The 17,080-nt window shown below is 72.7% G+C and carries 16 protein-coding genes; 7 read left to right on the top strand and 9 right to left on the bottom strand.

From position 1 onward, the window contains the following. Nucleotides 1–11 precede the first annotated feature (11 nt). Nucleotides 12–1,427 carry a GH39 family glycosyl hydrolase gene (locus P8T65_RS37745; protein WP_316731852.1) on the bottom strand — a complete coding sequence of 472 codons (1,416 nt, stop codon included), beginning with the start codon at nucleotides 1,425–1,427 and terminating at the stop codon, nucleotides 12–14. Between the two features lie 135 nt (nucleotides 1,428–1,562). Here P8T65_RS37745 and P8T65_RS37740 point away from each other — a divergent pair, with 135 nt between their 5' ends. Together P8T65_RS37740 and P8T65_RS37735 are read left to right on the top strand one after the other, a co-directional pair. Continuing rightward, nucleotides 1,563–2,657, top strand: coding sequence for a DUF5925 domain-containing protein (locus P8T65_RS37740; protein WP_184895950.1), 1,095 nt, complete (start codon nucleotides 1,563–1,565; stop codon nucleotides 2,655–2,657). Nucleotides 2,658–2,705: 48 nt separating this feature from the next. Beyond that, entirely contained in the window at nucleotides 2,706–3,476 is a 771-nt protein-coding gene (locus tag P8T65_RS37735; protein WP_316729776.1) for a DUF72 domain-containing protein, read from the top strand. 221 nt (nucleotides 3,477–3,697) lie between these two features. On the opposite strand, the gene P8T65_RS47480 is transcribed toward P8T65_RS37735, so the two are convergent. Both P8T65_RS47480 and P8T65_RS37725 read right to left on the bottom strand, forming a co-directional pair. After that, nucleotides 3,698–3,853: a hypothetical protein gene (locus P8T65_RS47480; protein ID WP_399101854.1), complete on the bottom strand. Its 156-nt coding sequence runs from the start codon at nucleotides 3,851–3,853 to the stop codon at nucleotides 3,698–3,700. A gap of 76 nt (nucleotides 3,854–3,929) precedes the next feature. Beyond that, nucleotides 3,930–4,298, bottom strand: coding sequence for a GntR family transcriptional regulator (locus tag P8T65_RS37725; protein ID WP_316729775.1), 369 nt, complete (start codon nucleotides 4,296–4,298; stop codon nucleotides 3,930–3,932). Nucleotides 4,299–4,369: 71 nt separating this feature from the next. On the opposite strand from P8T65_RS37725, the gene P8T65_RS37720 reads away from it, so the two are divergent. Together P8T65_RS37720 and P8T65_RS37715 are read left to right on the top strand one after the other, a co-directional pair. After that, entirely contained in the window at nucleotides 4,370–5,299 is a 930-nt protein-coding gene (locus tag P8T65_RS37720; RefSeq protein WP_316729774.1) for a GNAT family N-acetyltransferase, read from the top strand. Continuing rightward, nucleotides 5,280–5,792, top strand: a complete 513-nt coding sequence (locus tag P8T65_RS37715; RefSeq protein ID WP_316729773.1) for a DUF402 domain-containing protein — start codon at nucleotides 5,280–5,282, stop codon at nucleotides 5,790–5,792. Before P8T65_RS37720 ends, P8T65_RS37715 begins: the two co-directional genes overlap by 20 nt. A gap of 20 nt (nucleotides 5,793–5,812) precedes the next feature. On the opposite strand, the gene P8T65_RS37710 is transcribed toward P8T65_RS37715, so the two are convergent. Beyond that, a complete protein-coding gene (locus P8T65_RS37710) occupies nucleotides 5,813–6,472 on the bottom strand; it encodes a class I SAM-dependent methyltransferase (RefSeq protein ID WP_316729772.1) in 660 nt (219 codons plus the stop codon). Nucleotides 6,473–6,609: 137 nt separating this feature from the next. On the opposite strand from P8T65_RS37710, the gene P8T65_RS37705 reads away from it, so the two are divergent. Next, nucleotides 6,610–6,744 carry a hypothetical protein gene (locus P8T65_RS37705; protein WP_268269884.1) on the top strand — a complete coding sequence of 45 codons (135 nt, stop codon included), beginning with the start codon at nucleotides 6,610–6,612 and terminating at the stop codon, nucleotides 6,742–6,744. A gap of 107 nt (nucleotides 6,745–6,851) precedes the next feature. Here the strand turns inward: P8T65_RS37705 and P8T65_RS37700 are convergent, their stop codons facing one another. Beyond that, on the bottom strand, nucleotides 6,852–7,622 hold the full coding sequence (locus tag P8T65_RS37700; protein ID WP_316729770.1) for a dienelactone hydrolase family protein: 771 nt from the start codon (nucleotides 7,620–7,622) through the stop codon (nucleotides 6,852–6,854). A 254-nt stretch (nucleotides 7,623–7,876) separates the two neighbouring features. Between P8T65_RS37700 and P8T65_RS37695 the strand changes: the two genes are divergently transcribed. Beyond that, the gene (locus tag P8T65_RS37695) at nucleotides 7,877–8,923 is read left to right on the top strand and encodes a lytic polysaccharide monooxygenase (protein ID WP_316729768.1); all 1,047 of its coding nucleotides are present in this window, start codon (nucleotides 7,877–7,879) and stop codon (nucleotides 8,921–8,923) included. A gap of 64 nt (nucleotides 8,924–8,987) precedes the next feature. Here the strand turns inward: P8T65_RS37695 and P8T65_RS37690 are convergent, their stop codons facing one another. The 3 genes from P8T65_RS37690 to P8T65_RS37680 form a co-directional block, all read right to left on the bottom strand. Further along, nucleotides 8,988–9,857, bottom strand: a complete 870-nt coding sequence (locus P8T65_RS37690; RefSeq protein WP_316729766.1) for an alpha/beta fold hydrolase — start codon at nucleotides 9,855–9,857, stop codon at nucleotides 8,988–8,990. A gap of 209 nt (nucleotides 9,858–10,066) precedes the next feature. After that, the gene (locus P8T65_RS37685) at nucleotides 10,067–11,035 is read right to left on the bottom strand and encodes a DNA polymerase thumb domain-containing protein (protein ID WP_316729765.1); all 969 of its coding nucleotides are present in this window, start codon (nucleotides 11,033–11,035) and stop codon (nucleotides 10,067–10,069) included. Continuing rightward, nucleotides 11,032–14,559 (bottom strand): DNA polymerase III subunit alpha, encoded by a 3,528-nt coding sequence (locus P8T65_RS37680; RefSeq protein ID WP_316729763.1) that lies wholly within the window; start codon nucleotides 14,557–14,559, stop codon nucleotides 11,032–11,034. The genes P8T65_RS37685 and P8T65_RS37680 overlap by 4 nt, the downstream gene beginning before the upstream one ends. Nucleotides 14,560–14,734: 175 nt before the next feature. On the opposite strand from P8T65_RS37680, the gene P8T65_RS37675 reads away from it, so the two are divergent. Then, nucleotides 14,735–15,802, top strand: coding sequence for a DUF3533 domain-containing protein (locus P8T65_RS37675; protein ID WP_316729761.1), 1,068 nt, complete (start codon nucleotides 14,735–14,737; stop codon nucleotides 15,800–15,802). A gap of 27 nt (nucleotides 15,803–15,829) precedes the next feature. Here the strand turns inward: P8T65_RS37675 and P8T65_RS37670 are convergent, their stop codons facing one another. After that, nucleotides 15,830–16,909 (bottom strand): S1 family peptidase, encoded by a 1,080-nt coding sequence (locus P8T65_RS37670; protein ID WP_316729760.1) that lies wholly within the window; start codon nucleotides 16,907–16,909, stop codon nucleotides 15,830–15,832. Between the last annotated feature and the right edge of the window lie 171 nt (nucleotides 16,910–17,080).

Genomic DNA, 17,080 nt, shown 5'->3' with positions numbered 1-17,080 from the left:
CGCCCTGCCCCTCACCTCTGAAGCCACTTCACCTCGTAGGCGGCCATGTCGAACTTCTGGCCGTCGATGTCGGCGCTGATCTTCCGGTCGAGGGTGTTGACCACGAGCACCGCCTTGTCGTCGGCGAGCACCCGCACGTTGGGCTTGTCGTCGTCGGCGACGGCCACCGACTCGTACCTGGTCCCCGGCGGGAACTCCTCGTCGAACCGGGACAGCAACCCGTACATGGGGAGCTCCTCGCCCCCGTCCTTCTTGTCGGTCGGCGTCCACAGGCACCCGGGGCACTCCCCGGTCTTCTCCTCCGGATTCCAGTAGAAGCCGGAGGTGGCACCGCCCTTGGCCATGGCCATCAGCCCGGAGGCCTGGACGGCGACGCGGCGGTTCTCGGACCAGCCGTGCCGGTTGTCGTCGACGTCGGCGGGCTCGACGTAGTACTCGGCCCACCACAGCGGCAGATCACCGGACCGCTCCCGCACCCACCGGCTGACGGCCGTGAACTTGTCGCTCGCGGCGAACTCGTCGGGGACCAGCTCGTCGTCCCGGGTGTAGCTGGAGCCGTCCACCACCACGAAGTCGGCGCCGGCCTTGTTCTCGTTCCAGTAGTCGAAGGCGTCGAGGACCCGCTGGTCCAGGGAGCCCCACGGCCCCTTCAGGGAGGTCGACGCGTCCTGTTTCTGCCGTGGATCGACACTGTCCATGACCAGATAGGGCCCGCCGACCATGATGTCCTTGTCGACCTTCTTCAGGGCCTGGTGGACGAGGTTGTACAGCTCGGTGTACCCCTCGTAGTCCCAGCGGGCCTCCGCGTCGTTCCAGAAGCCCTTGAACTCGTTCCAGACGATGAAGTGTCGTACGTCCGGGTAGCGCTTGGCGACGGTCGCGGCGAGCGCGGCGTAGTCCGCGAAGTGCTCGGGCTCGGGCGCGGTCTCCAGCGCGGCCTGGCTCCAGTCGGTCCGGTCGGCGCCCGGTCTGCCGCCCTTCATCCAGTCGGGCGCGCAGCACAGGGTGACGACGGGGGTTCCGCCGGTGGCGCGGACGAAGTCGATGCGCCGGTCCATCTCCTCGAAGTCGTAACGCCCCTCGACGGGTTCGGGGTTGCCCGCGCCCCAGCCCATGATGTGCTGGATCTGCGGCAGGGGCCGCTCACCGAGCCACTCCTCGACGCGCTCGACGGCCGTCCCGCTGCCCACGTCCGCGCTGTACTGGGTGTGGGTGAAACCCCAGCCCACACTGGGCCCGACGTCCCCCGGCGGGGTCGCGGGCGTGCCGTGCACCTTGTCGCCGTCGGGCGTGGTGCCGGCGGTGCTGCCGCCCCCGGGCAGTGTGCTGAGCAAGGTCACGACGAGGGCGAGCGCCGCCACCCCCACGCCCACGAGCGCGGTGAGCCGCCATCGCCGGTCCCCCGCAATCCACCCATGACGTCCCATCATGGGCAACAGTAACCGCGCGAACCCCTGCCGGGGGAGCTTCCGTCCGTGAACTCCCGGGCAATCGCGCCGACACCACCGGCACGCCACGCAAAGCGGATGCACGGGGAGCCCTCGGTGACGGATCATGGCGACATGTCTGCCAACCCACACGACGCACTGCCGATCCGGCTCAACGTCGACGACAGCGACTCCCCGTCCGATGTCGTCGACGCGCTGTTCCTCGGCCGTTTCGCGACGGGCGAGCAGCCGTACGCGCACGCGGCGAACATCGACCGGGTACGGTCCGGGGCCACCCTGCTGCCGCCGGGCGCCCGGGTGCTGCGCTCCGCGCGGGACGACGACCGCAGCGCGACCCTCGCGGAGGGCGACGGCTGGACGGTGCTGATCTCCCGCTGGAACCGGGGCGCGGACGTCACGGTGACCGCGACCACCGCCGAGCTGGCGGAGAAGGTCCTCGGCCAGGCCACCGACGGCGCGGCCGACGAACCCGAGCCGCAGCCGGAGAACGTGACGATGGGCTTCTGGTACGTCTCGCCGCGCCGGGGCCCGCACCGCACCACCCGGCAGATCTCGGCGGGCACCTGGGAGGAGGTGCGGCCGAACTACACGGCCCCCGTGGCGGATGCGATGGACCGCCTGATGAAGACGACCCCGGAGGACATCGCGGGCCGTCTTCTGCTGCTGCACGGCCCGCCCGGCACCGGCAAGACCTCCGCACTGCGCACGCTGGCGCGCTCCTGGCGGGACTGGTGCCAGGTCGACTGCGTCCTGGACCCCGAGCGGCTCTTCTCCGACGTCGGCTATCTCATGGACATCGCGATCGGCGAGGAGGACGCGGCGGGCAAGGGCCGCTGGCGGCTGCTCCTGCTGGAGGACTGCGACGAGCTGATCCGGGGTGAGGCCAAGCACACAGCGGGCCAGGCGCTCTCCCGGCTGCTGAACCTGACGGACGGCCTGCTCGGGCAGGGCCGCAACGTCCTGGTGGGCGTGACCACCAACGAGGACCTGGAGCGCCTCCACCCGGCCGTGGTCCGCCCCGGCCGCTGTCTCGCCCGGATCGAGGTGGGCGCGCTGACCCGCGCGGAAGCGGTGGGCTGGCTCGGCACGGACGAGGGGGTGGGCCGCGAGGGGGCGACCCTGGCCGAGCTGTACGCGCTGCGCCGCGGCACGTCACCGACGTCGCTGCCGGAGCCGCGGGGCGGGGCCGACGCGGGCCTGTACCTGTAGGGCTGGGGCCCTTCTGTGACATGAGACCGACGGTGCTTTGATGGATGTATGACCCTGTTCGTCGGTACGTCGGGGTGGCAGTACAAGGACTGGCGGGGCGCCTTCTACCCGGAGGGATGCCCCACCCGGTCGTGGCTGGAGGAGTACGCGGCTCACTTCGCGACGGTCGAGCTCAACAACGCGTTCTACCGGCTGCCGACGCGGGAGAACTTCGAGGCGTGGCGGGACCGGGTGCCGGGGGACTTCGTGGTCGCGGTGAAGGCGAGCCGGTACCTGACCCACATCAAACGGCTGCGGGATCCCGAGGAGCCGGTGCGGCGTCTGATGACCCATGCGGAGGGCCTGGGCGACCGCCTGGGCCCGGTCCTGCTCCAGCTCCCCCCGACGCTGAGAGCCGACGCCGCTCTCCTGGACGCCTGCCTGGGCTGCTTCCCCTCCGGCACCCGGGTCGCGGTCGAGCCCCGGCACGACTCGTGGTGGACCCCCGAGGTCCGCGAGGTCCTGGAGTCCCGGGGCGCCGCCCTGTGCTGGGCGGACAGCCACTCCCGCCCGGCCACCCCGCTCTGGCGCACCACCGATTGGTGCTACCTCCGCCTCCACCAGGGCCGGGCCCACCCCTGGCCCCACTACGGCAGCCGCTCCCTGACGACCTGGGCCCACCGCCTGGCGGACACCTGGCCCGCCACGGCCGACGCATACGTCTACTTCAACAACGACCCCCACGCGGCGGCGGTGCAGGACGCGACGACGTTCGCGAAAGCGGCCGGAAGAGCAGGCCTGCACCCCACCCGGACACCGGGTCGCCTGGCACGGACGTAGCGGGCTTGCCCACGGCGACCTCTCGACGGACGCGTCGCAGCCCGCGCGCGGTCTCCCCCGCCACCACACACGATCCGCGCCGCGGCCCCACCCCTCCGCCACAGCCTTGCCGTGCGGTCCCCTGCACCTTCCCTGCCGCCGCACACAATTTCCGCCGCGGCGGCGCTCAGCCACGGCGGTCGATCTCGGCGGTGCCGAACCGGCCTCGCGCCCCGCCGGCCCTACTCCACGTACGCGGCCCGCAGGGCGTCCCGGGCCGCCGCCAACGCCTCCGGCTCACTCAGCCCCAGTCGGCGTACGCGCTCCGCGTACAACCCCCGCCGCAGCCCCGCCTCTCCGTCACAGCCCGTCCGCTCGGCCTTCCCACGCCGCCACACATGATCCCGCCGCGGCGGCACTCAGCCACGGCGGTCGATCTCGGCGGTGCCGAACCGGCCTCGCGCCCCGCCGGCCCTACTCCACGTACGCGGCCCGCAGGGCGTCCCGGGCCGCCGCCAGTGCTTCCGTCTCGCTCAGGCCCAGGCGGCGCGCCCGCTCCGCGAACGCCCCAGCCGCCACGGCGGCCTCCCGTTCCGCGGCGGAGCCGGCCGCGGCCACGAACGTCCCGTTGCGCCCCCGCGTCTCGATCACCCCGTCGGTCTCCAGCGCCCGGTACGCCTTGGCGACGGTGTTGGCCGCGAGCCCGAGCTGCTCGGCGAGCCCGCGTACGGTCGGCAGCCGGTACCCCACGGGCAGCGCTCCGGAGCGGGCCTGTTCCGAGATCTGGGCGCGCACCTGCTCGTAGGGCGCGCCCCCCTCCACGATGCGAATCTTCAAGGTCACGCGGCGATTGTCCCGTACCCACCGGAAAATCGGAGGCGACGCCCGGCGACGCCCGCGTAGCGTGCGCTCACATGACTCTGATCGTGCGCGACCTCCGCGCCGCCGACCCGGCGGACGCCGAGGCCTTCGCCGACGTACGACGGCGCGCCCTGCCCTTCATGGTCAGCACCGCCGCGTCCCTGCTCCACGACGCGACGCTCGCGCCTCCCGAGGCCCACCACCAGCAGCTGGTCGCCGAGGCCGACGGCGAGGTGATCGGCACCGCGCAACTGTCCATCGCCCACGACAGCCCCGAACCCGGCCAGGGCGACATCACCGTGTACGTCCACCCGGCGCACCTGCGCCGGGGCGCGGGCGCCCTGCTGGCGCGCACCGCCGAGGAGCGGCTGACGGCGGTGGGCGCGCGGCGCCTGCTGTCCTGGGTGCTGGACACCCCGGACAACCGCGCGTTCGCCGAGCGACGCGGCTACACACCGAGCCGCTTCGCGCACTTCCTGCGCCTGGACCTGGCCCACGGCACCCTCCCCCCGCTCTCCTCGCCGCCCCCGGGCGTGGAACTGCGTACGGCCGCCGACTTCGCCGACGACCCGCGCCCCCTGTTCGACCTGGACGCGGAGACCACGGCCGACGAACCAGGCGACGTCGACGCCGAGTTGGACGACTACGGGCAGTGGGCCGAGGAGATCTACGGCCACCCCCTGCTGGACCACGCCCTGAGCACGGTGGTCGTCGTGGACGGCACCCCCGCCGCGTTCACCGCGGTCCACACGGACGGCCGGGACCGCTACTTCACCGTGATGACGGGCACGGCCCGCGCCTTCCGCGGTCGCGGCCTCGCCAAGCTCGCCAAGAACGACTCCCTGCACCGCGCCCGCGCCGCCGGCTGCACGGAGGCGTTCACGGGCAACGACGCCGGCAACGGGCCGATGCTCGCGGTCAACAAGTGGTTCGGGTACGAGGTCTGCGCGACGGAGGCGCGGTATGTCCGTGAACTCGGCTGAGCCCCGGGAGGAGGGGCGCGAGGTGGACGTCGTCCTGCTCAAGGCGGGCCGTACGAAGATCCGTTACCCCGCACGGCTGGTGAGCGACGACGGCACCCGGATCGTGGTCCGGGCCGACTGGGCGACCGAGAGCGTACGGGACTTCGGCTTCGTACGCTTCGGGCCGGGTGACGTGTTCACCGAGTACTACTGGCGCGACCGGTGGTACGCGGTGAAGGAGGTCCGGGATCCCCGGGGCGTGCTGAAGGGCTGGTACTGCGACATCACCAGGCCGGCCGTCTTCTCGGGTGGGGAGGTCGTCGTCGAGGATCTCGACCTGGACCTGTGGCGGTCGGCCGACGGCGGAACCGTACTGCGGCTGGACGAGGACGAGTTCGAGGAGAGCGGGCTCGCGCGGAGCGACCCGGCGGCTGCGGCCGCCGCGGTCGCCGCCCTCGACACGCTGGAGGCGCTCGCCACCACCGAGGGCGGCCTGGAGTCGCTGCTGGCCTAGCCGGCACCGGCTGGGGGGGGTCAGAGGCGGCCCACGATGGCGTACCGGTCGTCCTCGACCTCCCTCCCCCACAGCGACGGGTCGTCCCCCAGCCGCACCAGCTCCGCGTCGGACACGAGGGGCACGAGCAGCCCGTACAGCTGCTCGGCGGGGATGCCGACCGGGCTGACCGTGCCCCACACGCCCTCGACCAGCACGAGTTGGCCGCCGGGCCGCAGCAGTCCGCACCAGCGGCGCAGCACACGGCCCGGGTCGGGCAGGGTCCACAGCACATGGCGGGCGAGGACCACGTCGAACCGCTCCTCGCCCACGGGCGGGACCGCCGCGTCGCCGACGAGGAACACGGCGGGCCGCTCGGCGAGCTTGGCGCGGGCCAGGGCGACCATGGCGGTGGAGGAGTCCACTCCGGTCACCCGGTGCCCCTGTTCGGTCGCGAGGAGTGACAGGCTGCCGGTGCCGCAGCCGACGTCGAGCACGTCGCCGGCGCGCCCCGGCAGCCAGTCCCGCAGCCTGGCCGCCCAGGCCTCCCGGACGGCGGGTTCCCGCAGGCCATGATCGGGTTCGTCGTCGAAGGAGGGGGCTTCCGCGTCCCAGTCGACGGCCCCGGGAGGGTCATCTGCCGCCGGGTTGTTCGGTGTTCGCGGGGCCGGGGAGGTTTCGCCGTCGTCGATGTTGGTCATGCCGCCATAGTGACACCTGCCACTGACAGTCCAGATGGTGACAGCCGCCACTGACAGAGCACGAACGATGAGTAACGCTCCCGGAAAAGGTCTACCTCCGTGAAAACGCGGAACCCGGTAGACGCAAGGAGGCAGCCATGCGCCGTACGACCGTGCAGAAGCCCCTGAGGAAGTCCCCGTCCCGCCGGGTGCGGGACGAGGCCGACGAACGCCCCGTCGAGCGCCGGGAAGTGCGAAAGGACATCGCGCGCACGTGGTGGCCGGACGGCTGAGCGTTCCGCGCTCCCGCCCCGCCGACCACCCGCGCCCCGCCACCCGTCCACCCGACCGCCAGACCTTCAGACCGTCCGAACGGCAACCGCCCCGGCCGACCGGACCGTCATGACCTCGGCCGCTTCAGGGCGCGGTCCAACAGGTCCAGCAGCGCCGTCCAGTGGCGTTCCGTCGCGTCGGCGTCGTACGCGGCCGTGTCGGCCTGGGTGTAGCCGTGCGCGGCGCCCGGGTAGACCTCGGTGCGGTGGCGGACGCCGGCCTCGGTCAGCGTCCTGTCCAGCAGGTCCATCTGCTCCGGGGGCAGGGAGGGGTCCCCGTCGGCGTGGCCGAAGTAGACCTCACCGGTGATCCGTGCCACCGCCAGATGCGGACTGTCCGGGGCGTCGGTCGCCAGGCCTCCCCCGTGGAAGCCGGCTGCGGCGGCGACCCGTTCGGGGAAGGCGCCGGCGGTACGCAGGGCCAGCCGGGCGCCCATGCAGTACCCGGTGGTCCCGACGGGCCCGTCGGCGGCCCGGGGGCTGTCGGCCAGCCATCCCAGATACGCGGCCGCGTCCCGCAGGGCGAGGTCCGGCGTCAGCGCCAGCATGACCGGCAGGATCTGGTCCCATATCTCCGGACGCGCGGCCGGGTCGATGAACTCGGGCAGGCCGAACACCGGGGTCCGCCCCGACCGATGGAAGACGTTGGGCACGAGGACCGTGTATCCGGCACCGGCCAGCCGGTCGGCCATCGCCCTCAGATGCGGCCGCAGCCCGAACGCGTCCATGTAGAACAGGACCGCCGGATGCGCAGCGTCGTCGTCGGGGTGGACGAAGTAGGCGTCGACGGTGCCGTCCTCGATGGCGATGTCCACGGATGTTCCGCGTACGGCGGTCATGCGCGGGTCCCTTCTCTACGACGGATACGAACGGGCCCAGTGTCACGCACCGAGGTAAGAATCGGATCTTCGGCGGACTTCCCGACGGGCTTTCCTGAGCCCTCGATTAGCCCATCCTTAACGCCACCATAAGGATCGCGCGCGCCCGCCCTCAGCAGGCGATTTCACGGTTCCTCGGGGCTAGCTTGCTGATCACCCCGGCAACCGGGCCCCACCCGGGAGCCGTTCAGGACCGTTTCGAGGAGCGCCCCGCCATGCCCGCTGCCCGCCGCAAGGCCACCGCGTCCGCCACCGCACGTGTCGTCGGTGCGATGGGCGCGGCCGGGGTCGCCCCGCTCGCCCTGACCCTGTGCGCCGCCGGGCCGGCCGCGGCGCACGGCTCGCTGGGCGACCCGGTGAGCCGGGTGGCGCAGTGCTACGCGGAGGGCCCCGAGAGCCCGAGGTCGGCGGCCTGCCGGGCGGCGGTCACGGCCGGCGGCACCCAGGCGTTCTACGACTGGAACGGCGTACGGATCGGCGACGCGGCCGGCCGCCATCGGGAGCTGATCCCGGACGGCGAGCTGTGCAGCGCGGGCAGCGAGGCGTTCAAGGGCCTCGACCTGGCCCGTAGCGACTGGCCGGCGACGAGCGTGCGCGCCGGGTCGTACACCTTCAAGTACCGGGTCACGGCCCCGCACAAGGGGACGTTCAGGGTGTACCTCACCAAGGGCGGCTACGACCCGTCCCGGCCGCTCGCCTGGGACGACCTCGACCTGGCGAACCCGGTGGCGACGGCCACCGACCCGGCCGCGTCGGGCGGCTTCTACACGTTCTCCGGCTCCCTCCCACAGCGCTCCGGCAAGCACCTGCTGTACGCGGTCTGGCAGCGTTCGGACAGCCCGGAGGCGTTCTACTCATGCTCGGACGTCTCGTTCGGCGACGACGACGCGAGCACGACGACCGACCCGACGCCGAAGACCTCGGCGAAGGCGACGGAACGGACCTCGGCCGAGAAGGACGAGAAGGGCGAGAAGGGCGAGAAGGCCGGGGGCACAGCGGACACCGGGGACACCGGGGACACCGCCTCCGACGACACGTCACCGACCGCCATGTCCACGACCGACGAGAGGTCGGCCGTGGAGGCCGCTTCCGCCGGCCTCGCGGAACCCGTCGGCGGCAAGGACGGCCTCGCCGACACCGGCGGCGAGGGCGTGACCCCGTATCTGGCCCTCGGCGGTGCCGCCGTCCTGGCGGCGGGCTCCTCCCTCCTCTTCGCCGCGGCCCGCCGCCGCGCGACGGCCCGTGGCCGGCACGGCCGCTGACGACTTCCGGGGCCTGTCGGGCGGCTCAGGCCGGACAGGCCCCGGCGGAACGTGACGGCACGTGTCAGCCGACGACCGACAGACAGGTCGTCGGGGTGGCGTGGGCCGGGTCCAGGGCGTTGACGACCTCGTGGAACGCGATCCGGTCGAGGAGCCCGATCGCCGCGTGCTCGGAGAGGTCGAGCGCGCAGAGGTCCTGGATGACGATGTTGCGTACGTTCGGCCCGTCGAGGAACTGGGACCGGTACGGCGTGACCACCTCGTCGTACCGGGTGGCGAGAACCGTGTAGGTGACACCGGGGACGGTGTCGCCGCCCCCGTTGAGCTTGGTCAGGAAGGGGGACCCGACCACCTGGTCGGCGAGGGCCGGGGTGGCGGTGGAGAGCAGGTCGCCGGCGCCGGGGAAGTGGTCGAGGAGCTGGGTGAGGCCGTTCAGGGTGGTGCCGTGGTTGGAGGGCGCGATGCCGACGAGCGCGTTCACCTCGGCAGCGCCACCGAGGAACTTGAGGTAGTAGCGGGGCATCATGCCGCCCTGCGAGTGGCCGACGAGGTCGGCCTCGGCGGCGCCGGTCGCGGCGAGCACCCGGTCGACGAAGGCGTCGAGTTGCTCCGCCGACTTCTCGATGGGTCCCAGGCCGTGGAAGAAGGCGACGCCGGGGAGTTGGCCGTAGTCGAGGGAGTAGACGCAGTAGCCGCGGTTCACGAGGTACGGCGCGAGACCCAGCCAGTTGTCGACGTAGTTCGCGAACGTCCCGTGGACGAGGACGACGGGGCGCGGGTGGGCGTCGGAGGGTTTGCAGGTGTAGTCGTTCCAGCCACGGCTGGTGGCGGCGGCCGAGTCGGCGGCCTCCGCGGCGGTGACCGGCACGAGGGTCGCGGCGGCGGCCAGGCACAGGGCGGCCAACGGTCTGATCAGGCGTTTCCAGGGCAGCATCGGGTGATCTCCTTGCGGCTCAAGGGACGTGCGACGACGTTCGCCCTGTGATCCGGATCACGAGGATGCTGTTCTTATTCGCCAAGTTACGGGCGGGTAGAAAAAGTGGGAAGTTACGCGTCAGTAAAAACTTCAAGTGATGATCGGGGCCACTGACACGTGACGTCGGACCGTCACCGGACGGGGGCGGCGGGACCGGCGGGGGCGGCTCACGCGGCCAGCGTCCCCGGCATCACCGCGTGCGGGCCGAACTTGGCACGGGCCAGGTCGGCGACCTCCTCGATACGGCGGACCTTCTCGTCGACGGGGTCGAAGGCGAGCTGGCGCGAGGCCTGGTCGGCGGGGGTGAGACCCTCGGCGCGCAGGGCGACCGCGCGGACGCGGGCGCGCTGGAGGCCGAGGGTCTCGTACAGGGCGTAGGCGGCCGCGGTCAGCGCCGGGGAGTGCGCGGTCGGCTCCTTGAGCGTGCGGGTGCGGGTTGTCGAGGATCGGTCGGCGTAGCGGACGGTGAGGGTCAGGGTGCGGCAGATCTTCTCCAGGGCGCGCAGCCGCGAGCCCAGCTCCTCGGTGCCGGCGAGCAGGGCGCGGCGGTGCCGGTCGGGGTTCAACTCGTCGTACGGGAAGGTCTGTTCGGTGGCGAGAGAGCGGGCGGCGGCGTTCGGTACGACCCGGCCCCGGTCGATGCCGTTGGCCTTCTCGTGCAGGTCACGGCCGGTCCGCGCGCCGACCAGCCGCTGCAGCGTGGACAGCGGCGCGCAGGCGACCCCGCCGAGGGTTTCGAGGCCGTACTCCCGCAGGGTGCGGGCGGTCGCGGTACCGACGCCGGGCAGCGCTCCGACGGGCAGTTCGGCGAGGAAGTCCACGACGAGGCCCTCGGGCACCGCGCACGGCGACCCGGGCGCCGCCGCCCCCAGCGCCAGCCGCGCCGTCAGCGGTCCGGGCCCGGCGCCGATCACGCAGTCGACGCCGTACAGCGCGAGGGCGCGGATCCGGATCAGCCGGGCCAGCTCCTCGGCGTCCCGGCCGAAGTACCGTTCGGCACCCCGCAGATCGGCGAGCACGCCGTCCGGCGGCAGCGCCTGAACGACCGGGGTGAAGTCCTCGACCAGACCGAGGAGACCGGGCAGGGCCGCCTCGTACCCCGACGGCAGCTGGAATCGTACGCAGAGGATGGTCATCCCGCACTCCCTGGACTCTGGTGCCACAACTTCCGTATCCGAGAAGGACCTTGTGAGGGCTCTTCGCCCGCGGGCCGCAGATCGGCCCATGGATGCATCTCGTAACCGGTGGGCATCCGGATCCGCCGCCCGGTGTCGCCCCCGGTGCCCATGGGCTCCGGCTCCGGCTCCGCCAGCCGAGGTGCCACCGCGTCGAGGCCGCCCTCGCGCCGCAGCTCCACCAGTTCGGCGAGGTTCCAGGCGGCGGCGCCCACCACGCTGAGGCTGCGCGGTCCGCGCCGCTGCACCACTCCGCGCACCAGCAGCAGCCAGGAGTGGAAGACGGTGTGGGCGCAGGTGTCGTGGGAGTCGTCGAAGAAGGCGAGGTCGACCAGGCCGGTGCCGTCGTCGAGGGTGGTGAAGACGACCCGCTTGCCGGAGCGGATCGGCGGGGTCTGGGTCGCCGCCTTGGCGCCCGCGACCAGCACCGTCTCGCCGTGCCGCGCCGTGCGCAGCCGCCGCGCCGACACCACGCCGAGTTCGTCGAGGAACGCCCGCTGGTCGTCCATCAGGTTGCGGGAGACGTCCATCGACAGCACGCCCAGTTCGGCGCTGAGCCGCTCGGCGGAGGACAGGTCCGGCAGGCCGGCCGAGGCGGTCCGCCGCCCGCCGGACAACGGGAGCTGGCCGCCGCCCGCGCCCCGGCCGCCCCGGTGCAGCTCGGTCAGGTGCAGTTGCAGGTCACGCCGGTTGGCGCCGAACGCGTCCAACGCGCCGACCTGGGCGAGCCTTTGAGCCAGCGGTCGGCTCGGCCGCGCCCGCTCCCAGAAGTCCAGCAGCGAGGCGTAGGGCTGCCCGTCCGCGATCCGCGCCGCCTCGGCCTCGCTGATGCCGTGCACGTCGGAGAGCGCGAGCCGGATCCCCCATACCTTCTCCCCGGCCGGGCCCTTCGGCCCCCGCGTCCCCTCGGCCTCCTCCGCCTTCCCCGACTCCTTTGAATCGGACACCAGTTCGATACGGTGAGCGACCGCGGACCGGTTCACGTCCACCGGCAGGATCGGCACCCCGCGCCGCCGCGCGTCCGCCAGCAGCAGGCGCTTGGGGTACATCCCGGGATCGTGGGTGAGCAGCCCGGTGTAGAAGGCCGCCGGATGATGCGTCTTCAGCCATGCCGACTGGTACGTCGGCACCGCGAAGGCCACCGCGTGCGCCTTGCAGAAACCGTACGACCCGAAGGCCTCCACGATCTCCCAGGTCCGCCGAATCGTCTCGGCGTCGTACCCCCTCGCCGCCGCGTGCTGCGCGAACCAGACCCGGATCCGCCCCTGCGACTCGGGGTCCGACAGCCCGCGTCGCACCCGGTCGGCCTCGTCCCGGCCGCAGCCGGTCATGCGGTGCACGATGTCGATGACCTGCTCGTGGAAGACGACCACGCCGTACGTCTCCCGCAGCGGCTCCGCCAGATCCTCGTGCGGGTAGCGGACCGGCGCCCGCCCGTGCCGGGCCGCGATGAACGGCCGCACCATGTCGGCGGCGACCGGCCCCGGCCGGAACAGCGAGATGTCCACCACGAGGTCGTGGAAGGTGGCCGGCTGGAGCCGCCCCACCAGGTCCCGCTGGCCGGGCGACTCGATCTGGAAGCAGCCCAAGGTCTCGGTGGAGCGGATGAGTTCGTACGTCGCCGGGTCGCCCGCGCCCCGTTCGAAGTCGAGCGCGTCCAGGTCGACCCGCTCCCCCGTCGCCCGCGCCACCTCCGCCACCGCGTGTGCCATCGCCGACTGCATCCGCACCCCCAGCACGTCGAGCTTGAGCAGCCCGAGGTCCTCGACGTCGTCCTTGTCGAACTGGGACATGGGCAACCCCTCACCGCTGGTCGGCATCACCGGCGTACGGCTCAGCAGGGACGCGTCGGAGAGGAGCACCCCGCACGGGTGCATGGCGACTCCGCGCGGGAGGGCGTCCAACGCCTCGACCAGCTCCCACAGTCGGCCGTACTTCTCCTTCTCCCCCGCCAACTGCCTGAGTTCGGGCAGCTCTTCGAGCGCCGCCCGCGCGTCCCGGGCCCTGATGTGCGGGAAGGACTTGGCGATCCGGTCGATGTCGGCGGGGTCCAGGGAGAGGGCCGCCCCCACGTCCCGGACGGCGTGGCGGACGCGGTAGGTCTCGGGCATCGCGACGGTCGCGACCCGCTCGGTGCCGAAGCGGTCGATGATCGCGCGGTAGACCTCCAGACGGCGCGCGGACTCCACGTCGATGTCGATGTCGGGCAGCACGACCCGCCGTTTGGACAGGAACCGCTCCATCAGCAGACCGTGTTCGACGGGATCGGCGTGCGCGATGTCCAGCAGGTGGTTCACCAGGGAGCCCGCGCCGGAGCCGCGTGCGGCGACCCGGATCCCCATCTTCCGTACGTCGTCGACGACCTGGGCGACCGTCAGGAAGTAGGAGGCGAAGCCGTGGTGGGCGATGACGTCCAGCTCCCGGTGCATCCGCTCCCAGTATGCGCGCCGGGTGGCGTAGCCGTGCCGCACCATCCCGGCCGCCGCCCGCGAGGCCAGCACCCGCTGGGCGGTGCGGCGGCCCGCGCCGACGAGGTGCGGTTCGGGGAAGTGGACGGTACCGAGGCCGAGATCGTCCTCCGGGTCGACCAGGCACTCGGCGGCCGTGGCCCGGGTCTGCTCCAGCAGTCGGTACGCGGTGTCGCGGCGGTACCCGGCGGCCTCCACGACCCGCTCGGCGACGCCCAGCATGGCGTCCGCGCCCTTGAGCCAGGCCTCGCCGGAGTCCAGTTCGCCCCGGGGGTCGACGGGGACGAGCCGCCGGGCCGCGTCCAGCACGTCGGCGACCGGGCCCATGCCGGGGTCGGTGTACCGGACAGCGTTGCTGAGCACGGGCCGTACCCGCTGCTCCGCGGCGAAGCCGACGGTCCGGGCGGCCAGCCGCAGCGAGCCGGGGCCGGTGCCCTCGCGGCCGTGCCACATCGCTTCGAGGCGCAGGGCGTCGCCGTACGTCTCCCGCCAGGGCAGCAGGAGCTTCGCGGCGCGGTCGGGGCGCCCCGCGGCCAGTGCCCGCCCCACGTCCGAGGCGGGGCCGAGGAGCACGGTCAGGCCCTCGGCGGCGCACTCCGACCAGGGCAGCAGGGGCGGGACCTCGCTCCTGTTCCCCTCCGGACCACCGCCCGCATGCGCCGCCGAAACGATTCTGCACAGCTCGGCCCAGCCCTTGGCCCCCTCCCGGGCGAGGAACGTCACCCGGGGGGTCGACTCGTCGAGGAAGGCGCCGCCTCGCACGGGGGCCCGTCGCCGCGCCTGCCGTCCGGAAGGAGCGGGCGCCCCCACCGCCAGCTCCACCCCGAACAGCGGGCGGACCCCGGCCCCGGCGCAGGCCTTGGCGAACCGGACGGCGCCCGCGAGGGTGTCCCGGTCGGTGAGCGCGAGGGCGTCCATGCCCCGTTCGGAGGCGCGCTCGGCCAGCCGCTCCGGGTGCGAGGCCCCGTACCGCAGGGAGAACCCGGAGACGGTGTGCAGATGCGTGAACCCCGGCACACGCACCTCCCGCACTCGACCCACCAGTCGCTCAGCCACTCGATCAGCCACTCGGCTCGAACATCAGTTCACAGCCCCCTCGCCTCCACCATAGACCACTTTTCGAACTTCTGTACGACAACCGTTCGGCCCCGCCCCACCTGCGCAAACACCACCCGGCTCCGACCGTGGGGACATGACACAGACGGCCGCACCCGGCCCCGGCCCCGGCACCGCCACCGGCACCGACCCCGCCCCCAGGTCCTTCCTCGGCGAGCTCAAGGACGGGGTCACCCCACGGGCCACCCTGCTCGTCGTCGGGGTGCTCGCCCTGCAGCTGCTCTTCATCGCCTCGTACGTGGGGGCACTGCACCACCCGAAGCTCAGGGACGTGCCGTTCGGTGTGGTCGCGCCACGGGCGGCGGCCGAGCAGGCGGTGGCCCGGCTGGAGGGCCTGCCGGGCGAGCCGCTGGACCCGCGGACGGTGGCCGACCGGGCGGCGGCGCGCGAGCAGATCATGGACCGGGAGATCGACGGCGCCCTGCTGATCGACCCGGCCGGCACCACCGACACCCTGCTGGTCGCCTCCGGCGGCGGGCGCACCCTGGCCAACGCCCTGACCACTCTGGTCACCGCGCTGGAGCGGTCCGAGGGTCGCACGGTGCGAACGGTGGACGTGGCCCCGGCCGACCTCGGGGACGCAAGCGGGCTCACGTCCTTCTACCTGGTCGTGGGCTGGTGCGTGGGCGGCTATCTGTGCGCGTCGGCGCTGGCGATGAGCGCCGGGGCACGGCCCACCAACATCCGGCGCGGGATCATCCGGCTGTGCGCCCTGGCCCTGTTCGCGATCGTCGGCGGGCTCGGCGGCGCGGTCATCGCCGGCCCCGTCCTGGGCGCCCTGCCGGGCAGCGTGGCGGCGCTGTGGGGGCTGGGTGCGCTGGTCGTCTTCGCGGTGGGCGCGGCCACCCTGGCGCTCCAGTGCGTCTTCGGGATCGCCGGCATCGGCGTGGCCGTCCTGCTGGTGGTGGTCGCGGGCAACCCGAGCGCGGGCGGCGCGCTGCCGCCGCCGCTGCTCCCGCCGTTCTGGGCGGCGATCGGCCCGGCACTGCCACCGGGAGCGGGCGTCTGGGTGGCCCGCTCGATCGCGTACTACGAGAGCAACGACGTCACCGGCCCGCTGCTGGTGCTCTCCGCCTGGGCAGTGGCGGGGGCCGCCATCACCGTGGTGATGGCGGCTCTGAAAAAGAAACCGGCGGCCGGTTGACTGATCGGCCGATCAGCTGACCGGCTGTCAGCCGATCTGCGTGCCGGTCGCCGAGAGCGCCTCGGTGACGGGCTGGAAGAACGTCTCGCCGCCCGAGGTGCAGTCGCCGCTGCCGCCGGAGGTGAGGCCGATGGCCTTGTCCCCCGAGAAGAGCGAGCCGCCGCTGTCGCCGGGCTCGGCGCAGACGTCGGTCTGGACGAGGCCGTTGACGATGTCGCCGTTGCCGTAGTTCACGGTGGCGTCGAGGCCGGTGACCGTGCCGCTGTGGACCTGCGTGGTCGAGCCGCTGCGGGTGACCTTCATGCCCACGGTCGCCTCGGCGGCCCCGGAGACGGCCTGAGTGGAGCCGTTGTAGAGGTTGACCTCGCTGGGGTGGTCGACCTCGGCGGTGTACTTCACCAGGCCGTAGTCGTCGCCCGGGAAGCTGGAGTCCGCGTTCTCGCCGATGACCTGGCCGCCGGCCGACCAGGTGGAGATGCCCTCGGTGCAGTGACCGGCCGTCAGGAAGAACGGCTCGCCGCCCTTGACCACGTTGAAGCCGAGGGAGCAGCGGCCGCTGCCGCCGGTGATGGCGTCGCCGCCCGCGACGAAGGGCTTGTACTCGCCCTTGGTGCGCTTGAGTTCCGCCTTGGCCCCGAGACCGTCGACGACCTTGGCGAGTCTCGCCAGTTCGGCCTTGGAGACGGTGCGGTCCGCGGTGACGACGACCTTGTTGGTGGTCGGGTCGGTGACCCAGGCGGTACCGGGGATGGTGGCGTCCGCCTTGAGGGTCGTCCGGGCGCTCTTCAGCTCGGCGAGGGAGTTCTCCACGATGCGGGCCTTGGCGCCGGCCGCCTCGACGGTCTCGGCGGCGGCCTCGTCGAGCACGTTCACGACGAGGAGCTTGCTCTTCGCGTCGTAGTACGTGCCGGCCGCGTCGGCGCCGAGGTCCGCGTCGAGGGTCAGGGCGAGCTTTCCGGCCGCCGCGATGGACAGCGCTTTCGGCTCGGGGGTCGGTGCGGTCTCACTCGCGTTCGCAGTCTGGAAGGTCACTCCCGCGGCGACCAGCGCGGCGATACCCGCACCCGTCACGACGGCACGGCGCCTGAGTATGCGTCGGTGCTTCAACTCGCGTCCTCCTGTGGGGGGGTTGACCGAGAAGGGCGTGGGGGCCCCGCTCGGCCGGAAGGTGTACGGGCAAGGAGGCAGCAGACGGTAAAAACGCCGCGTCCATGCCAACTGTGCGGCGACAACTATTCCTAGGCGCACAGGGAGCACACAAGGTCGACTTCTGGCCGA

Source organism: Streptomyces sp. 11x1, from assembly GCF_032598905.1.
Taxonomy (GTDB): Bacteria; Actinomycetota; Actinomycetes; order Streptomycetales; family Streptomycetaceae; genus Streptomyces.
The sequence above is the reverse complement of the archived record's forward strand: the minus strand, read 5'-3'. Positions and strand labels throughout refer to the sequence as shown.

Bases quoted from the DNA above. Each gene is read 5' to 3' on its own strand.
- P8T65_RS37675 (WP_316729761.1), top strand. From the start codon at position 14,735: ATGACACAGACGGCCGCACCCGGCCCCGGCCCCGGCACCGCCACCGGC.
- P8T65_RS37735 (WP_316729776.1), top strand. From the start codon at position 2,706: ATGACCCTGTTCGTCGGTACGTCGGGGTGGCAGTACAAGGACTGGCGG.
- P8T65_RS37695 (WP_316729768.1), top strand. From the start codon at position 7,877: ATGCCCGCTGCCCGCCGCAAGGCCACCGCGTCCGCCACCGCACGTGTC.
- P8T65_RS37740 (WP_184895950.1), top strand. From the start codon at position 1,563: ATGTCTGCCAACCCACACGACGCACTGCCGATCCGGCTCAACGTCGAC.
- P8T65_RS37745 (WP_316731852.1), bottom strand. From the start codon at position 1,427: ATGGGACGTCATGGGTGGATTGCGGGGGACCGGCGATGGCGGCTCACC.
- P8T65_RS37690 (WP_316729766.1), bottom strand. From the start codon at position 9,857: ATGCTGCCCTGGAAACGCCTGATCAGACCGTTGGCCGCCCTGTGCCTG.
- P8T65_RS37700 (WP_316729770.1), bottom strand. From the start codon at position 7,622: ATGACCGCCGTACGCGGAACATCCGTGGACATCGCCATCGAGGACGGC.
- P8T65_RS37710 (WP_316729772.1), bottom strand. From the start codon at position 6,472: ATGACCAACATCGACGACGGCGAAACCTCCCCGGCCCCGCGAACACCG.
- P8T65_RS37720 (WP_316729774.1), top strand. From the start codon at position 4,370: ATGACTCTGATCGTGCGCGACCTCCGCGCCGCCGACCCGGCGGACGCC.
- P8T65_RS37715 (WP_316729773.1), top strand. From the start codon at position 5,280: ATGTCCGTGAACTCGGCTGAGCCCCGGGAGGAGGGGCGCGAGGTGGAC.
- P8T65_RS37705 (WP_268269884.1), top strand. From the start codon at position 6,610: ATGCGCCGTACGACCGTGCAGAAGCCCCTGAGGAAGTCCCCGTCCCGC.
- P8T65_RS37685 (WP_316729765.1), bottom strand. From the start codon at position 11,035: ATGACCATCCTCTGCGTACGATTCCAGCTGCCGTCGGGGTACGAGGCG.